The organism is Candidatus Phyllobacterium onerii (assembly GCF_028331445.1).
Taxonomy (GTDB): Bacteria; Pseudomonadota; Alphaproteobacteria; order Rhizobiales; family Rhizobiaceae; genus Phyllobacterium; species Phyllobacterium onerii.
The window spans coordinates 36177-52299 of sequence record NZ_JAQMHX010000012.1; the positions used below are offsets into that span (position 1 = coordinate 36177).

16 protein-coding genes are annotated in these 16123 nt (G+C 54.8%); 7 read left to right on the forward strand and 9 right to left on the reverse strand.

What is annotated here, in order from left to right; genetic code table 11:
* Positions 1–227: 227 nt before the first annotated feature.
* The 4 genes from PHA01_RS22605 to bfr all read left to right on the forward strand — a co-directional run bounded on the left by PHA01_RS22605 (position 228) and on the right by bfr (position 2500).
* A complete protein-coding gene (locus PHA01_RS22605) occupies positions 228–473 on the forward strand; it encodes a hypothetical protein (RefSeq protein WP_112527107.1) in 246 nt (81 codons plus the stop codon).
* 142 nt (positions 474–615) lie between these two features.
* Entirely contained in the window at positions 616–1077 is a 462-nt protein-coding gene (gene rirA, locus PHA01_RS22610) for an iron-responsive transcriptional regulator RirA (protein ID WP_112527105.1), read from the forward strand.
* Positions 1078–1737: 660 nt separating this feature from the next.
* A complete protein-coding gene (locus PHA01_RS22615) occupies positions 1738–2049 on the forward strand; it encodes a (2Fe-2S)-binding protein (protein ID WP_271898593.1) in 312 nt (103 codons plus the stop codon).
* Positions 2015–2500, forward strand: a complete 486-nt coding sequence (gene bfr, locus PHA01_RS22620) for a bacterioferritin (RefSeq protein WP_112527101.1) — start codon at positions 2015–2017, stop codon at positions 2498–2500. The genes PHA01_RS22615 and bfr overlap by 35 nt, the downstream gene beginning before the upstream one ends.
* Before the next feature lie 70 nt (positions 2501–2570).
* On the opposite strand, the gene PHA01_RS22625 is transcribed toward bfr, so the two are convergent.
* From PHA01_RS22625 to pcsA, 6 genes are all read right to left on the reverse strand, one after another.
* On the reverse strand, positions 2571–3638 hold the full coding sequence (locus PHA01_RS22625) for a BMP family ABC transporter substrate-binding protein (RefSeq protein ID WP_271898594.1): 1068 nt from the start codon (positions 3636–3638) through the stop codon (positions 2571–2573).
* A 51-nt stretch (positions 3639–3689) separates the two neighbouring features.
* Complete coding sequence (locus PHA01_RS22630) at positions 3690–4610, reverse strand: ABC transporter permease (RefSeq protein ID WP_183660709.1); 921 nt, start codon at positions 4608–4610, stop codon at positions 3690–3692.
* The gene (locus PHA01_RS22635) at positions 4610–5701 is read right to left on the reverse strand and encodes an ABC transporter permease (protein ID WP_271898658.1); all 1092 of its coding nucleotides are present in this window, start codon (positions 5699–5701) and stop codon (positions 4610–4612) included. The genes PHA01_RS22630 and PHA01_RS22635 overlap by 1 nt, the downstream gene beginning before the upstream one ends.
* Entirely contained in the window at positions 5701–7254 is a 1554-nt protein-coding gene (locus PHA01_RS22640; protein ID WP_271898659.1) for an ABC transporter ATP-binding protein, read from the reverse strand. The genes PHA01_RS22635 and PHA01_RS22640 overlap by 1 nt, the downstream gene beginning before the upstream one ends.
* 129 nt (positions 7255–7383) lie before the next feature.
* Positions 7384–8361 carry a quinone oxidoreductase family protein gene (locus PHA01_RS22645; RefSeq protein WP_271898595.1) on the reverse strand — a complete coding sequence of 326 codons (978 nt, stop codon included), beginning with the start codon at positions 8359–8361 and terminating at the stop codon, positions 7384–7386.
* Positions 8361–9113, reverse strand: coding sequence for a phosphatidylcholine synthase (gene pcsA, locus PHA01_RS22650; protein ID WP_271898596.1), 753 nt, complete (start codon positions 9111–9113; stop codon positions 8361–8363). Before pcsA ends, PHA01_RS22645 begins: the two co-directional genes overlap by 1 nt.
* 152 nt (positions 9114–9265) lie before the next feature.
* On the opposite strand from pcsA, the gene PHA01_RS22655 reads away from it, so the two are divergent.
* Positions 9266–10465 (forward strand): UbiH/UbiF family hydroxylase, encoded by a 1200-nt coding sequence (locus PHA01_RS22655; protein WP_271898597.1) that lies wholly within the window; start codon positions 9266–9268, stop codon positions 10463–10465.
* Position 10466: 1 nt separating this feature from the next.
* Here PHA01_RS22655 and PHA01_RS22660 read toward each other — a convergent pair whose 3' ends face one another.
* Entirely contained in the window at positions 10467–11813 is a 1347-nt protein-coding gene (locus tag PHA01_RS22660) for an Nramp family divalent metal transporter (protein ID WP_271898598.1), read from the reverse strand.
* Positions 11814–11952: 139 nt separating this feature from the next.
* On the reverse strand, positions 11953–12897 hold the full coding sequence (locus PHA01_RS22665) for an AEC family transporter (RefSeq protein WP_271898599.1): 945 nt from the start codon (positions 12895–12897) through the stop codon (positions 11953–11955).
* Positions 12898–12995: 98 nt separating this feature from the next.
* Here PHA01_RS22665 and hspQ point away from each other — a divergent pair, with 98 nt between their 5' ends.
* Positions 12996–13328, forward strand: coding sequence for a heat shock protein HspQ (hspQ, locus tag PHA01_RS22670; RefSeq protein ID WP_271898600.1), 333 nt, complete (start codon positions 12996–12998; stop codon positions 13326–13328).
* A gap of 68 nt (positions 13329–13396) precedes the next feature.
* On the opposite strand, the gene PHA01_RS22675 is transcribed toward hspQ, so the two are convergent.
* Positions 13397–14020, reverse strand: coding sequence for an invasion associated locus B family protein (locus PHA01_RS22675; protein ID WP_112527087.1), 624 nt, complete (start codon positions 14018–14020; stop codon positions 13397–13399).
* A 285-nt stretch (positions 14021–14305) separates the two neighbouring features.
* Here PHA01_RS22675 and PHA01_RS22680 point away from each other — a divergent pair, with 285 nt between their 5' ends.
* Positions 14306–16123 (forward strand): extracellular solute-binding protein, encoded by a 1818-nt coding sequence (locus tag PHA01_RS22680; protein WP_417021016.1) that lies wholly within the window; start codon positions 14306–14308, stop codon positions 16121–16123.

The window sequence follows — 16123 nt, forward strand, 5'->3', positions numbered from 1 at the left end:
TTTTGACCACGGATGTACTGGCACTGGCGTTGAGGCGAATTTGGAAGGTCGGGAGTTCCCGGCCTTTTTTGTTGCCTATAGCACACATGACCCTGTCTGAGTGCGGTGCGGCAGTGTCTCAGGTTGCTTTCCGGGGCGCGAACAGTCTATGTAGGGCTCACTATCTGCCTGATCATTCGTCAGGTTAAGGACATTCCGTTATGCGTTCTGAGAGTGAGCTGCCCCGAATGGACAATTTTGAGAAATACGCCCTGGCTCTAATGGTCGTATTCGGCGCCCTTATCATCGGCGGTCTCATGGCCGTCAATATTGCATGGGCCCACAAGGCAGGCTTTCTCTACGCTCTCGGTGCCGCAGTGGTGGTTTGGTCCGCCGGTTTCGCGGTTCTTTTTGACAAGCCCCGGGTCTACGGTCTCCTGTTGCTGTGCGCGATCGCTCTTATTACGGCCTCTATCGTTGTTATCGTTCGATAAAAATTGGATCCACGTTTAGGCGCTATGTCTGGGATAATATGAAACTGGCTTTCATATTATCGTTTACTTTATCAAGAATAATTCTAAACTGCGGCCAGATTGAATGTGCAGGCCTGGATTTCAGGTTGAAAGAGATATTCCCATGCGACTGACCAGACAGACGAACTACGCTATCCGAATTCTTATGTACTGTGCCGCCAATGAAGGCAATCTCAGCAGAATCGGTGAAATCGCCCAAGCCTATACGGTTTCCGAACTTTTCCTGTTCAAGATCCTTCAACCGTTGGTCGAGAATGGTTTCATCGAAACCGTGCGTGGCCGCAATGGTGGCGTGAAGCTCGGCAAACCGGCCAAGGACATTACCCTCTTCGACGTTGTGCGCGTGACCGAGGAAAACTTCGCTATGGCGGAGTGCTTCGAAAACGATGCCGCCGATTGCCCGCTGATCGACAGCTGCGGATTGAATGCGGCGTTGCGCAAGGCGCTCAATGCATTCTTCGAGGTGCTCGCCCAGTTTACGATCGAGGATATTGTCGACAAGCGCGATGTGCGTGCTCTGCTCGGGATCGACATACTCACCCCTCGCCTCGCGACCGCCAGCTGAAGCGAGTTTGCCGTACTGCACAGTACGGTAAACTGCCGTGGCTTTTGGCCGATGCAAAACGGAACGGCTCTTTGAACCGAGCGGCCTTTTAGGGTGACGTTCTCAACGAAAAAACGCAAATATGATTCAAGAAGCATCGAATCTCATGCAAGAAGTGTCGATTCCGGAACGCTTTTCTGCACCCTGCGTTGCAAATTGGTTGTTCTGAGTTGCGAGAAACGGAGAACCCGCGACCTCACCATGTCCATCACGAGGTTGTGAGACGTTTTGACACATGTTGAGCCGGCAATATTTTTGTGCTTTCAAGGCGCCTGGAAAGGCAAACATGATTGAAATGGTTATGTTATTTGCCTAGTTTAGAATTATTCTAACTAGTTGAAATCATGACATAATATCACCATATGCATTTGACAGGTTCTCAACAAACCGGCTTTATAGCCGGAGCGTTGAATGAACGCATGACCTTTAATGTTTGGGCCTTGAACCCTTGCGATTGGAGGAACCATTGTCTGGTTCGAAAGTATCACCCGGTTTCGGGATAGTATTTTGTGGGTCTAGCGTAAGCAACGCATTCGGATCAGCAATTGATACAAGCTTAAGCGCCTCTGCGGCATTAGATGTCGTGGATATGTGTTCTTGTGAGTATGGCGCCTATACAAAATGCTAGTTTGCCATTGCAACATAATTACTCAAAAAGAGATCGAGAATTCCATTGTTGAACTTCTCGATGCTGATCCGTGGCAGCTCGTTGTTCCCGCCAAAGTTTACCATGCCATGAAGAAACGCGGCCGCTGCTGCGGTTGCTTCCCAAATGTCGTTGAAACCATCATAAAGGTGACGGAAGAATATCATCTCCGGCATGGTTCAGACGATTCTGATGCAGTTTCGTTCATCGACCGTGTCCGGTCACTGCGTCACGAATACGGGAGTTCACGACATGAAGGGCGAACCAAAGGTCATCGAGCGGCTTAACGAGGCATTGTTTCTCGAATTAGGCGCCGTCAATCAATATTGGCTGCATTATCGCCTTCTGGACGATTGGGGCTTCACGAAGCTGGCCAAGAAGGAACGCGCGGAATCCATCGAAGAGATGCACCACGCCGACAAGATCATCCAGCGCATCATCTTCCTCGAAGGTCATCCAAATTTGCAGTCCGTCGGCGCGCTGCGCATTGGCCAGAACGTCAAGGAAGTGCTCGAGGCGGATCTTGCCGGTGAATATGACGCGGTGAAATCCTACAAGCTTTCCCGCGAGATTTGCGATCAGCTTGGCGATTATGTCTCCAAGGAATTGTTCGACGAACTGCTCAAGGACGAAGAAGGTCATGTCGACTTCCTCGAGACGCAGATCGATCTGCTCAATTCCATCGGTGCAGAGCGTTATGGCTTGTTGAATGCAGGGTCTGCCGACGAAGCAGAGTGATCCATTCGATTTTGACTACAAAAAAGGGCGCCCATGGCGCCCTTTCCTTTTCAACACAGGTCGCTTGTTGTCATTTCGGCAGCTTGTCGTCCACACCGGCGACGTAGAAGTTCATGCTCAGAATGGTCTTGTCGTCAGCTGTCTCGCCAGCTTTCAACCATTCAGAACCATCCTGCTTCTTGATCGGGCCGGTGAAAGGCTTGAGTTCGCCTGAGGTGATCTTGGCCTGCGTTTCTTCGGCAAGCTTCTTCACGTCATCCGGCATGTTCATATAGGGCGCCATCACGACGAGCCCTTCCTTCATGCCTTCGAACACATTGTGCGATTTCCAGGTTCCATCCAGCACCGCCTTGGCCCGTTCGATATAGTATGGACCCCAGTTGTCGACGATCGATGTCAGCTGTGTTTCGGGGCCAAACTTGATCATGTCCGAAGCCTGGCCGAAAGCCTTGATTTTGCGTTCTGCCGCAACCTGCATAGCAGCGGTCGAATCCGTGTGCTGGGTGATGATATCCACGCCCTGATCGATCAACGCCTTGGCAGCATCGGCCTCCTTGGCGGGATCGAACCAGGCATTCGCCCAAATAACCTTGACCTTGAAGTTCGGATTGACTGACTGCGCGCCGAGCATGAACGAGTTGATACCTTCGACCACTTCAGGAATAGGGAAAGAACCGATATAACCGGCAACACCAGCCTTCGACATTTTTGCTGCAATCACGCCCTGCACATAGCGGCCTTCGTAGAAGCGCGAATTATAGACCGAGACGTTTTCAGCGGTCTTGTAGCCCGTCGCATGTTCGAATTTGACGTCCGGAAACTTCTGCGCAACCTTGACCGTCGCATCCATATAACCAAATGACGTGGTGAAGATCAGCTTGTTGCCAGCGCGAGCAAGCCGCTCGATGGAGCGCTCCGCATCGGCGCCTTCAGGTACGTTTTCGAGGAAGGTTGTCTCGACCTTGTCGCCCAGCTCTTTCTCGAGCTGCTTGCGGCCCTGATCATGCTGGTACGTCCAGCCGAAATCACCAGGCGGCCCGATATAGATAAAGCCGATCTTCAATTTGTCGGCGGCCAAGGCGGGCCCCGCCACGGCAAAGCTGGCGGCTATCGTTAGCGCCATCATCAGTTTTTTCATCAGGTTCACCTCTTCTGTTAAATCGTTCAAACTGTTCTTTGCGTCCGTGTCCTAGCGATCAGGCACGAAGGGTTTGCCGAGCGATGTCGGCGTGTTCATCAATGTCAGGCGCTTGTTGCGCGAAATCAGCACGAGCACGATGATCGTTGCAAGATAGGGCAGCGACGACATGAATTGCGAAGGAACGCCGATGCCGAGCGCCTGCGCGTGCAGCTGGCCAATGGTTACAGCACCAAAAAGATAGGCCCCGGCAAGGATCCGCCACGGCCGCCAAGACGCGAAAACCACCAATGCCAGCGCAATCCAGCCCCTGCCCGAAGTCATATTTTCCACCCATTGCGGCACGTAGACAAGCGAGAGTTGCGCGCCAGCCAGGCCAGCACAGGCACCGCCGAAAATCACGGCAAGGTAGCGAATGCGAACGACAGGTACACCCAGAGCGTGCGCCGATGTGTGATTGTCGCCCACAGCACGCAACGTCAAACCTGCACGCGTCCTGAACAAAAACCATGCCACGCCAATCGTCAGCAGGATGGAAATGTAAAAAATGGGGTCCTGTCCAAACAGGACCTTGCCGACATAAGGGATATCCGTAAGCCCTTGTATATACAGCGAATCCATCCTCACACCCGGAAGGCCGACAAAGCTTTCACCAATCATCGCCGAAGCGCCGAGCCCGAGCAGCGTGAGTGCGAGGCCGGTCGCCACCTGGTTGGTGATCAGCGTCAGGGTCAGGAAACCAAACAGCAATGAAAACGCAGCCCCGGCGAGGATCGCCGCGAACATGCCCAGCCAGGCCGAACCGGTGTATTGCGCAACCGCAAACCCGGTCACGGCACCCATGACCATCATGCCTTCAACACCCAGATTGAGAACACCGGACCGCTCGACGACGAGTTCACCCAACGCGGCAATGAGCAGAGGCGTCGCCGCTGTCGCCACTGTCAGAAGTATGGCCTCGAACATTGTCATTACGCACCCTTCAACGCTGTCTCGCTCAAGCGCGACACAATCCGAATGCGATAATAAATCAGACTGTCACTGGCGAGGACAAAAAACAGGATGATGCCTTGGAAGATACGCGCCGATTTTTCCGAAATTCCCAATGAAATCTGTGCTGCCTCGCCTCCCAAATAAGACAAAGCCAGCACCAATCCCGCGGCAATTATCCCCAACGGATTGAGCCGTCCGAGGAATGCAACGATAATTGCAGTGAATCCATAGCCCGGTGAAATGCTCGTTCGAAGCTGACCCACGGCGCCCGAGACCTCGGCGATACCCGCGAGTCCGGCTAACGCGCCCGATACCAGAAAAGCAAAAAACGTCAGACGACCCGCGCTGAAACCGGCGAACCGCCCTGCCCTGGAACTACGGCCAAGCACCTTGATCTCGAAGCCATTCAACGTGCGTGACAGCATAAACCACACAACCACCGCAGCGATTATGGCGAGGGCAAAACCCCAGTGCGCGCGGCCCGAATCTGGCCATATCGCGGGCAGGATGGCGCTATCGCTGAACTGTACCGTCTCGGGGAAATTATACCCCTGAGGATTGCGCCACGGGCCCCGCACCAACCAGTCGAGAAAAAGCTGCGCAACGTAAACCAGCATCAGGCTGGTGAGAATCTCGTTCGTATTGAAGCGGACTTTCAGAAATGCCGGGATCGTCGCGTAGGCCATGCCTCCCGCCATTCCTAGCAGGAGCATAATTGGCAACACATACCAGCCCTGAAAATCCGGGAACACGACCGGCAGGATTGAACCGGCAATACCGCCTGCGATGAACTGTCCTTCAGCCCCGATATTCCAGTTATTCGAAAGAAAACAAACGGAAAGCCCTACCGCAATGAGGATCAGCGGTGCCGCTTTCACCAGCAATTCGTGGATCGACCAGACCTCGGTCAAAGGCTCGATGAAGTAAGAATAGAGCGCTGAAATCGGGTTCTTGCCGAGTACGGAAAACAGGATCGCGCCTGCAATCAAAGTCAGGAACAGCGCGATGAATGGCGACAAGGCGCTAAACAAAACTGAGTGCTGCGGACGTTTGACGATCTCGATCCGCATCATGCGGCCCCCGCGGTAGCGTCGGCGCCACCCATCATCAAACCGACGCGTTCCATTGTCATTGCCTCGATTGGCACAGATTCGGAAAGACGGCCATGCACCATCGCCGCGATGCGGTCGGAGATTTCGAACAGTTCATCGAGGTCCTGGCTGATCACGATCACGGCCGAGCCGCTGCGAGCAAGGTCGACCAATGCCTGACGGATAAGCGCAGCCGCGCCGGCGTCGACACCCCATGTCGGCTGGTTGACGACTATCACCGACGGGTTACGATCGAGCTCCCGCCCGATGAGAAACTTTTGCAGGTTCCCACCGGAAAGCGCTGACGCATCGGGGTTTTCTGCGCTTTTGCGCACATCCATTTGCACGACGATGCGCTTTGCCGCAGATGCGAGGCTGGATTCCGATACAAGTTTCAGCACACCGCCAGTCAGGAACATTTTTCGATCCGTTGAATGGCGCGACAGGAGCAAATTGTTGGTTAAAGACATATCGGGCACTGCACCGTGCCCAAGCCGCTCCTCGGGCACAAAAGCTGCACCAAGCGTGCGCCGGGCCGATATGCCGATTCTGCCGGCATCTGTGCCGCGGATGCGCACGACTTGAGGACGTTCCTGCAGTACTTCGCCGGAAATCGCCTCAAAGAGTTCGCCTTGGCCATTGCCGGCAACCCCCGCAATACCGAGAATTTCTCCACCAGTGATCGACAGAGAGATATCATGGAGCGCGACTGAAAACGGCCCGCGCGGCCTCTGCGACAGGCCGTTCACTTCAATAAGCGGTATCCGGTCCGTCCATTCTGCCGGAAGCCTTTCAATGACATGGATGTCATTGCCGACCATCATCCGCGCTAATGAAGCTGCAGTCTGCGTGCGTGGATCACATTGGCCGACAACCTTACCGTGCCTGAGTACCGTTGCGCGGTCGCAAAGCCTGCGCACTTCCTCGAGACGGTGACTGATGTAAAGGATGGATTTTCCTTCCGAGCGCAAACGCTCAAGTGTCACAAACAGAAGATCGGCTTCCTGCGGAGTGAGCACTGATGTCGGCTCGTCCAGGATGATCAGATCAGGATTTTGCAACAGGCAGCGAATGATCTCGATGCGTTGCCGCTCGCCAACCGAAAGATCACCGACAAGCGCGTCAGGATCGACCGGCAAGCCATAGGTCTGGCCGATCTCGCGGGCACGTGCGGCGATCGTGTCGAGTGGCGACTTCTCGTCCAGCGACAGGGCAATATTCTCGGCGGCGGTCAGCGCATCGAACAAAGAAAAATGCTGGAAAACCATACCGATACCCAGCGATCTTCCCATGGCAGGACTGGTAACTGTAAAACGTTCACCCTTCCATGCAATGTCTCCGGAAGTTGGCTGCAATGCACCGAACAACATCTTGACGAGGGTGGATTTGCCCGCGCCATTCTCACCGAGGAGCGCGTGAATCTCGCCGGCACCGATCTTCAGATCGATCCCGTCACAAGCCTTGAGTGTCCCGAAAATTTTGGTGAGTTTTTCGGCTTCCAGTAACGGTATTTCAGAGCCGTCTTTTGTTATTGTGCCTGTCATAATTCCCCGCGGCCAAGACCGTTTTTCGATCCTATGTCAGGCCCACCAAATTTGGAAAGTACAAAACGTATGGTTGCGGCCATTTGCGCACAATATTCGGGCATCAGTAACGGTGGCTTAAGGAATAAGCACTGTCGTGCCGGTAGTTCTCCGTCCTTCCAGGTCGCGATGAGCCGACGCAACGTCCTTCAGCGCGTAGGTCTGGCCGATTTCGATGCGGATAATGCCCTTCGCCACGAGGTCGAAGAGCTCTTCGGCGCCAGCAACAAGCGCGTCGCGCGTTGCCGCATATACGAATAACGTTGCACGCGTCAAATAAAGCGATCCCTTCCGTGACAGGATGCCGAGATCGAAAGGCGGAACCGGTCCGGAAGACTGACCGAAACATACCAGCATCCCGCGAGGGCGCAGACAATCCAGCGAGCCGTCAAACGTATCCTTGCCGACCGAATCGTAGACGACGTCGACGCCTTTGCCGCCGGTAAGTTCTTTTATCCGTTCGACAAAATTCTCGGTCTTGTAGTTGATGACGTGATCGTAGCCATTGTCCAGCGCCAGCTTGGCCTTTTCGTCCGACCCGGCCGTGCCGATGACCGTCGCACCAAGATGCTTTGCCCACTGCCCGGCGATCAGGCCAACGCCGCCGGCTGCAGCATGGAAGAGGATCTTATCACCCTGTTTGACTGGAAACGTCTGGCGCAGCAGATATTGTGCTGTGAGCCCCTTCAGCATCATTGAAGCGGCCTGTTCCAGCGATATCGCCTCCGGCACCTTGACCAGGAATTTGGTCGCGATCAGCCGCTCTTCGGCATAGGCGCCTATGGAAGTGGTATAGGCGACGCGGTCGCCAGCCTTGAAATCCTTGACGTCGGGCCCGACGTCGAGCACGACGCCAGCTCCTTCATGGCCCGGGATCAGCGGCAGTCCGCTTGGCGATGGATAGAGGCCAGTCCGGTAATAGACGTCGAGGAAATTAAGCCCGATGGCTTCATTGCGGATGCGCACTTCCCCGGGTCCCGGGGCGCCGACGGAGATGTCTTCATAGGTCAACACTTCAGGCCCGCCAACCTGATGAATGCGAACAGCTTTGACCATCAAACTTTCTCCGTACGACCAAGATTAGGGAACGCCTGCATCACGGCGCCAATGAAGAAAAGATAGATGCCCGTCACCGAAATGCCAATCCGCACCCAGAGCGGCGAATCCAGTTCCTGAAACAGTGAATATGCACCAAAGGCGCACCACAGGAAGAATATCGCAAGATTGAGCGGCCGCAAGCGCTGTACCCTCACAGGATGGAGGAAATAGATCGGCAGGAAGGAGACGATCGCGGCAACGAGAACGATGGCGAAGGCCACCCATTCTCCGGGGCGCACGATGAACAACGTGAAGACGATCATGTTCCAGACGACCGGGAAACCCTTGAAGAAGTTCTCCTTGGTCTTCATGCCAGTATCCGCATAGTAGATGGCACTGGAAACCACGATGATCGCCGCTGCCAGGAAGGACAACCCCTCGCCCATGAAGCCGCGCTGGTAAAGCGCAAAGGCCGGAATGAGCACGTAGGTCATATAGTCGATGATGTTGTCTAGAAGTTCGCCGGACCAGTTCGGCAGGACATATTTGACGTCCAGCTTGCGAGCAATCGGCCCGTCGATACCGTCGACGAAAAGCGCCAGTCCAAGCCACCAGAACATCGCTGTCCAGCTTTCTTCGCTGGCCGCAACCACAGAAAGAAACGCCAGAAAGGAGCCCGACGCAGTGAGAAGATGGACGGAAAATGCCTTCGCTTGCGGTGCCGTTACCTTTTTGGGCGTTATGGCCTTGGGCAATATCGGTTTTTTCACGGTCCGTGCCAATCTGCTGCATGATAATAGTGCGCTCGCTGTTGTATCTTATCGATAGCGAACGATTTGTGAGCAGCTTTTCTTGAAAAATGCCCAAAGTGCAAGCAATTAGGCTAATATAAACTGTTGAAAGCGTGAAGCGGAGACAAACAATGACCTCTACCAAAACCGATCTGATTATTGTTGCGGGCGCAGGTCATGTGGGGCTGATCGCGGCTATTGCGCTTGCGCAAAGTTTCGACAATGTCGTCAGTCTTGGCGTTCTGCCGGAAGGATCCGACAAGCGCACGACTGCTCTGATGGTGCCTGCAATAAAGTTTCTGGAGAGGATTGGTCTCTGGGCGAACATCGAGCCACATGCCGCGCCCATTGCCACAATGCGCATCCTCGATGGCACCAACCGGCTCATCAGAAGCCCGGCCGTAACCTTCGAGGCGAGCGAAATCGACGAGCCAGCATTCGGCTACAATATTCCCAATATCACTTTGACGTCAGTCCTCAGCGATGCGCTGAAGAATTCGAAAGTGAAACACGTTGCAGCCTCGGCCACTCACTATCACCCGACTGAAAATGCGATTGCTGTCGAAGGCAGCGACGGTTCCGCGTACGCCGCCAATATCGTCGTCGCTGCCGATGGCCGTTCCTCGCTGGCGCGCGAAGCCTCCGGCATATCCGCGCGAACCTGGAGCTACAATCAGACCGCCATCGTCCTGAGCTTTAGCCATACGCGCGATCACCATGATATTTCAACGGAATTTCATACAGAACATGGTCCATTCACCCAGGTGCCCTTACCGGGTAATCGTTCAAGCCTTGTCTGGGTGACGACCCCGGCCCATGCAGCTGAACTGCTCGAACTTTCGCGTGACCAACTGGCAGCGCGGGTTGAAGAGCGCATGCAATCCATGCTCGGCGCCGTAACCATCGATGTCGATCCTCAGAGCTGGCCGCTGTCCGGGCTGGTACCCAATTTGTTCGCCCGCAACCGCGTGTTCCTGGCCGGCGAGTCAGCTCATGTTTTCCCGCCGATTGGCGCACAGGGCCTCAATCTCGGTGTTCGTGATGTCGAGACCTTGCTGGAAACTCTGCCGGTCGATGGTGTGAACCTCGGCACAGCCAGCGTTATGACAACCTATAATCGCAAGCGAAGCCCGGACATTCTTGCCCGAACGGGTGCTGTGGACGCGCTGAACCGTTCGCTTCTCTCGGATTTCCTGCCGGTTCAGATGGTCCGCAGCGGCGGCCTTGAGCTCTTGCGGGCCTTTTCGCCGCTGCGTGGCTTTGTCATGCGCGAAGGCCTGCGCCCAGGCAGCGGCTGGCGGTTTTCGCACAAGGAGGCCGGCAGACGTTAAATCACGCCAGCACGAAGTCGCTCAGCAATTTGACGTTCAGCAGGGCAATGACAACGGCTATAAACATCGCGAATGCCGAGAGCCAGCGCGGTGAAACGAGTGCGCCCATCTTTGCCTTGCTTGCCGTGAACATGACCAGCGGGAATACGGCGAACGATAGCTGAAGGCTCAAGACAACCTGCGTCAGGACCAGCAGCTTCGCCGTGCCGCTTTCGCCATACCAGACCGTGACGATCGACGCCGGAATGATGGCGATGCCGCGTGTGATCAGCCGCCGCAGCCACGGCGCGAGCTTGATATGGAGGAACCCCTCCATGACGATCTGCCCGGCCAACGTTGCCGTTACGGTCGAATTTATCCCGCAGCAGAGCAAAGCAATGCCGAACAGCGTCGGTGCAATCGCCAGACCCAGGAGTGGCGCGAGCAGCGAATGCGCCTCGCCGAGCTCCGCGACGTTTGTCTGACCCGTCTTGTGGAATGTTGCCGCAGCAAGAATGAGGATGGACGCGTTGATCAGGAGCGCGAACATCAGAGCCAAAGTGGAATCGATCGTTGCGTATTTCAGTGCAGAACGTTTTTCCGGCAGCGTACTTCCGTAATCGCGGGTCTGCACAATACCGGAATGCAGATACAGATTATGCGGCATCACGGTCGCCCCGAGAATACCCAGCGCAAGATACAGCATCTCCGGATTGGTCACGATTTCTGTGGTTGGTGCGAAACCCTTGATGACGGCGCCCCATTCCGGATCCGCCATGAAAATCTGGATCGCGAAACAAACAGCTATGACACCGAGTAGTGTGATAATGAGCGCCTCGACCCAGCGGAAGCCAAGCTTCTGAAGATAAAGAATGAGGAATACATCGAGCGCTGTGATGAGTACGCCAATTTCAAGCGGAATACCGAAAATCAGATTGAGACCGATGGCCGTGCCGATAACTTCGGCGATATCGGTAGCGATGATGGCAATTTCCGCCAGAAACCACAGCGTATAAGCAACTGGCTTTGGAAAGGCATCGCGGCATGCCTGCGCCAGATCCCTGCCCGAGCCTATGGCGAGTCGCGCGCAAAGAGCCTGCAGGACAATCGCCATGATATTGGAAACGAGGGCAACGACGAGAAGCGTGTAACCGAATTTCGATCCCCCGGCGAGCGATGTCGCCCAGTTTCCAGGGTCCATGTAGCCCACGGCGACCAGATAGCCCGGACCGACGAAAGCCGCTGCACGGCGCCAACCCGGCCCGCTCGTCCGTACGGCAATCGAACGATGAACATCCGACAGTGACGCCTCGCCCCTTGCGTGTCGCCAGCCCTTAGGCGTGTCGACCGCCTGCCCTAGTTGATCCATGGAATACCCCTAATCGCAATTGCAAATCATTCGCAACTATATATACACAAAATCGACAGCCGCAAGGGCTCGGCTGCGTCGAAAGACGCCAAGTGAGCGATTATCTTGATGACAAAGACGTTGACGGCGTCTTTTGATGTCAGGGAATGAGACCATGCGCCATGAAATAGAGCCACAAGGTCAGGGTCGCGATTGAAAACAAGGTGGTCGCCAGAATGCTGCTGGAGGCCCGCTCAACCCACACGCCATATTGTTGGGCTATAACAAAGACATTGGTTGCGGTGGGCAATGCCGCCATGAGCATGGCCGTGTAAATCCACACTGGCGGAAAATTCCCGACAAGGTTCAGCACCCCATAAATCAGTAACGGCTGAACCAGCAGCTTGATCGGAACGATGAGATAAAGCTCCTTCGGGACACGCCTCAGTGGACGTAATGCAAGCGTTGCGCCCATGGCGAAGAGCGCGCAAGGCGCTGCCGCCTTGGCAAGGAGATCGATCATGCGATCGATTGCGACAGGCGGCTCGATACCGAGTATGGCCGCACCAACACCCATGATCGTAGCGATAATGAAGGGATGGCCGAATATCTTGCGAAGGATACCGATAGCGACGTTGCGCGAAGAACGCTTGTCCTTGCCTGAAAGCGCCATCAACAGCGGCGCCATGACGAAATGCAGCGTGTTGTCAAAGCAGAATATCAGCGCTACGGGCACGGCCGCCGACGCACCGAAGGCGAGAATCGCCAAGGCCGGGCCCATGTAACCTATATTGCCATAGGCTGCAGCAAGCCCTTGAATTGTGCTTTCATCAATCTTCCGCGTCCGCGCGAAGGCGATCAGAAACATCGTCAGGAAAATGGCAAATGTTGACAAAGTGCATCCGACGATAAAGTTCCACTGGGTCAGTTCCGCCACGGGCGTTTTCGAAAGTATCTGGAAAAATAGAGCCGGCAACGCCACATAAACGATGAACGTATTCATCCATCCCAGCGCTTCCAAAGGCTGGTGGTTGATTTTCGCCACGAAAAAGCCAAGGAAAATCAGTCCAAAGAATGGAAGTACCAGATTGAAGACACTGAGCATGACGGACTTTTTGAATTTATGGCGGGATAGAGTGTTCGCAGGAACCATTTAGGCTCGCGAGCTTTGATAGAAACAGATACCTACTACGAATGACGATAATGACACAGATACGCCATGCAAAATTCCAGATCGGCCAGGTGGTCAGCCACAGGATCTTCTCGTTCCGGGGCGTGATCTTCGACGTGGATCCGGAATTCAACAACACGGAAGAATGGTATAGATCCATTCCCGAGGATATTAGGCCACGGCGCGACCAGCCCTTCTATCACCTTTTTGCAGAAAACTCCGAGAGCGAATATGTCGCTTATGTATCGGAACAGAACCTTGTTGCCGATACGACCGGTGTGCCCTTGAGGCATCCGCAAATCAGGAACATGTTTGAAACCCCGGAAAACGGCGTCTATCGCGTGAAAAAGCCACATATGAACTAGCGCATCGACTTAGGCTCAATAAAAAAGGACGCTCGAAGCGTCCTTTTTTAGCTCTCAGTGCCAATTGATTAATTGCCGGTTTTGGCTTTTTCCTGCTCGGCCTTCATCTTCTCCTCGAACTCCTTCTGACGCTTCTGGACTTCGTCCTGAAGCGTCTTCTGGCGCTGTTCAAGCTCGTTCTGCTGCAGGCCGGGACCCTCATAAGCCTGGGTGAAACCTGTGAGCGCAACGTTGATCGGATTGGGCTTGTTCTGGAAGTTGACCGAAGTCATGGTCAGCTGATTGCCTTTCTTGAAGGCAGCAAGCAGATCATCGGACAAGGCAACTTCGGAGATGCAACGATCCGGGAAGCAGATGGCGTAATCAACCTTCTGCGTCTTGCCGCCGTTGATCTGGAGGCCAACACCCGGGGCGATCAGACGGCCGGTCGGGACGGAAACCTGGAAGATCTTGCGATTGATCTTACCCTTGATCTCGATGAGATTGACGGCAGTCAGGAGCTGGCCGCTATCGGCCGTCACGATATTCTGCGTATTGCAGATATCATTGTCTTCCTGTTTCGAGCAAACCTTGAACCAACCCTGAGGCGCTCTTTGCTGCTGCTGGGCTGAGGCTGGTACTGCCGCGGCGGCAAGTAATGCAACGGCACCGGCGAAGGATGCGGTTGCAGCGAAAGTCTTTCGGGTGGACATGGTCAACTGGTTCCTTTCAGCGCACTTATCCGAAGTGTGGCTTGATCACTTGTATTTGCTTGTCTGGCTTTGGTCACTAAATGCGGCAACAGAGTGACCCTAGAGCGAGATGCAATTATCGAACGCCGTGTTACACTGCATGCCGATGCAAATCCAGACTACTTTTGGCTGGTCTATGAATTCAGATGGCACATAACACGTCTTCCGCCGCAGAATCGTCTTCAAATGATAGTCTTTGACACGAATCAGGGTAAATCGCGCCTTTAAATGCGCAAGGTTGAGACGATGTTGAAGAGAAGTTTGCAGATTCTGGCGCTCATGATCGCCGCATGTTCAGCAACGGACGCTTCTTTTGCAGAACCAACCTATGGAATCGCCATGCACGGCGAACCCGCCCTGCCCGCGGACTACAAGAATTTCCCCTATGTCAATCCGGCCGCACCAAAAGAAGGCTCCATTACCTATGGTGTGGTCGGCACATTCGACAGCCTCAATCCGTTCCTGATCAAGAGCATGCGGACGACCGCGCGCGGCATGTTCGGCGATTCCGAGTTTGGCAATCTGGTCTACGAATCGCTGATGCAGCGAAGCGCGGACGAGCCATTCACCATGTATGGTTTGCTCGCTGAAAAGGTTGAAACCAATGACGAGCGAACCTGGGTCGAATTCACGCTCAATCCAAAGGCGAAGTGGTCCGACGGGCAGCCGGTAACGCCCGATGATGTGATTTTCACGTTCGATGTTCTGACCAAAAAGGGGCGACCGCCCTTTAGCAGCCGCATGAAACTGATCTCAAAAATCGAAAAAATTGGCGAACACGGCGTAAGGTTCACGTTCAACGAGCAGGCGAACAGAGAGTTTCCGCTTGTCTTGGCGCTCATGCCGGTCCTACCGAAACATGCGATCGACATCGACAAATTCGACGCTTCGCCCCTGGCCATTCCGGTCGGCAGCGGCCCCTACATCGTTTCGAAGGTCCAGCCGGGCCAACGTATCGTTTTCAAGCGAAACCCCGACTACTGGGGCGCTGACCTGCCGAGCAGGGTCGGGTTCAACAATTTCGATACGGTAACGGTCGAGTATTTCCGTAACGATCAGGCGCAGTTCGAAGCATTCAAGAAAGGCGTGTTCGACGTCTTCATGGAAGGCGATCCGAACAAATGGGCGACGTCCTATGATTTCCCTGCGGTCAAGGATGGCCGGGTCATCAGGGAGACGTTCCGGTCAAGATCGCCTGCCAACATGTTCGGCTTTGTCTTCAATACGCGGCGCCCCTTCTTTCAGGACAAGGCCGTGCGGGAAGCGCTGGCACTGATGTTCGATTTCGAGTGGACGAACCGCAACCTCTATGCCGGCCGCTATCAGAGACTGGGCAGCTACTGGCAAGGCTCGGAGTTGTCTGCACTCGGCAAACCTGCAGACGCGACGGAACGCACGCTGCTGGCGCCATATCCGGATGCGGTGTTGCCGGAAGTGATGGACGGCACCTATGAGCCTGCGAAAACGGATGGAACAGGGCGCGATCGCAAGGAAATGAAGCGCGCTTATGACATTTTGGTCAGCCGGGGCTACAGGATCGAGAACGAGCAGATGCTCGACCCGCATGGAACGCCGCTCACATTCGAAATTCTGACGCGCTCCGTTGGCGAAGAGCGTCTTGGCCTCGCCTATAAACGCACGCTTGAGCGCCTTGGCATCGGGGCCACCATCCGCACAGTCGACGACGCACAGTATCAAAAGCGGCTGCAGACGTTCGATTACGACGTTGTCCTAGGTGCTTATTCAAACTCGCTCTCGCCGGGATATGAGCAATTCAGCCGCTGGGGCGCCCAGTCGAAAGAAGTTGAAGGCAGCTTCAATTATGCAGGGGTAGCCGATCCCGTCATCGACGCGCTATTGGACAAGATGCTGGCCGCACGCGGCGACGAGGAATTTACCAGCATTGTGCGTGCCCTCGACAGAGTCCTGATCTCCGGCCATTATATGGTCCCGATCTACTACCAGCCCGAACAATGGGTTGCCCGCTGGGCGCATCTGCAACATCCGGACAAAACGTCCATGGTCGGTAACCAGCTGTCCACGTGGTGGTCCGATAAACGATAG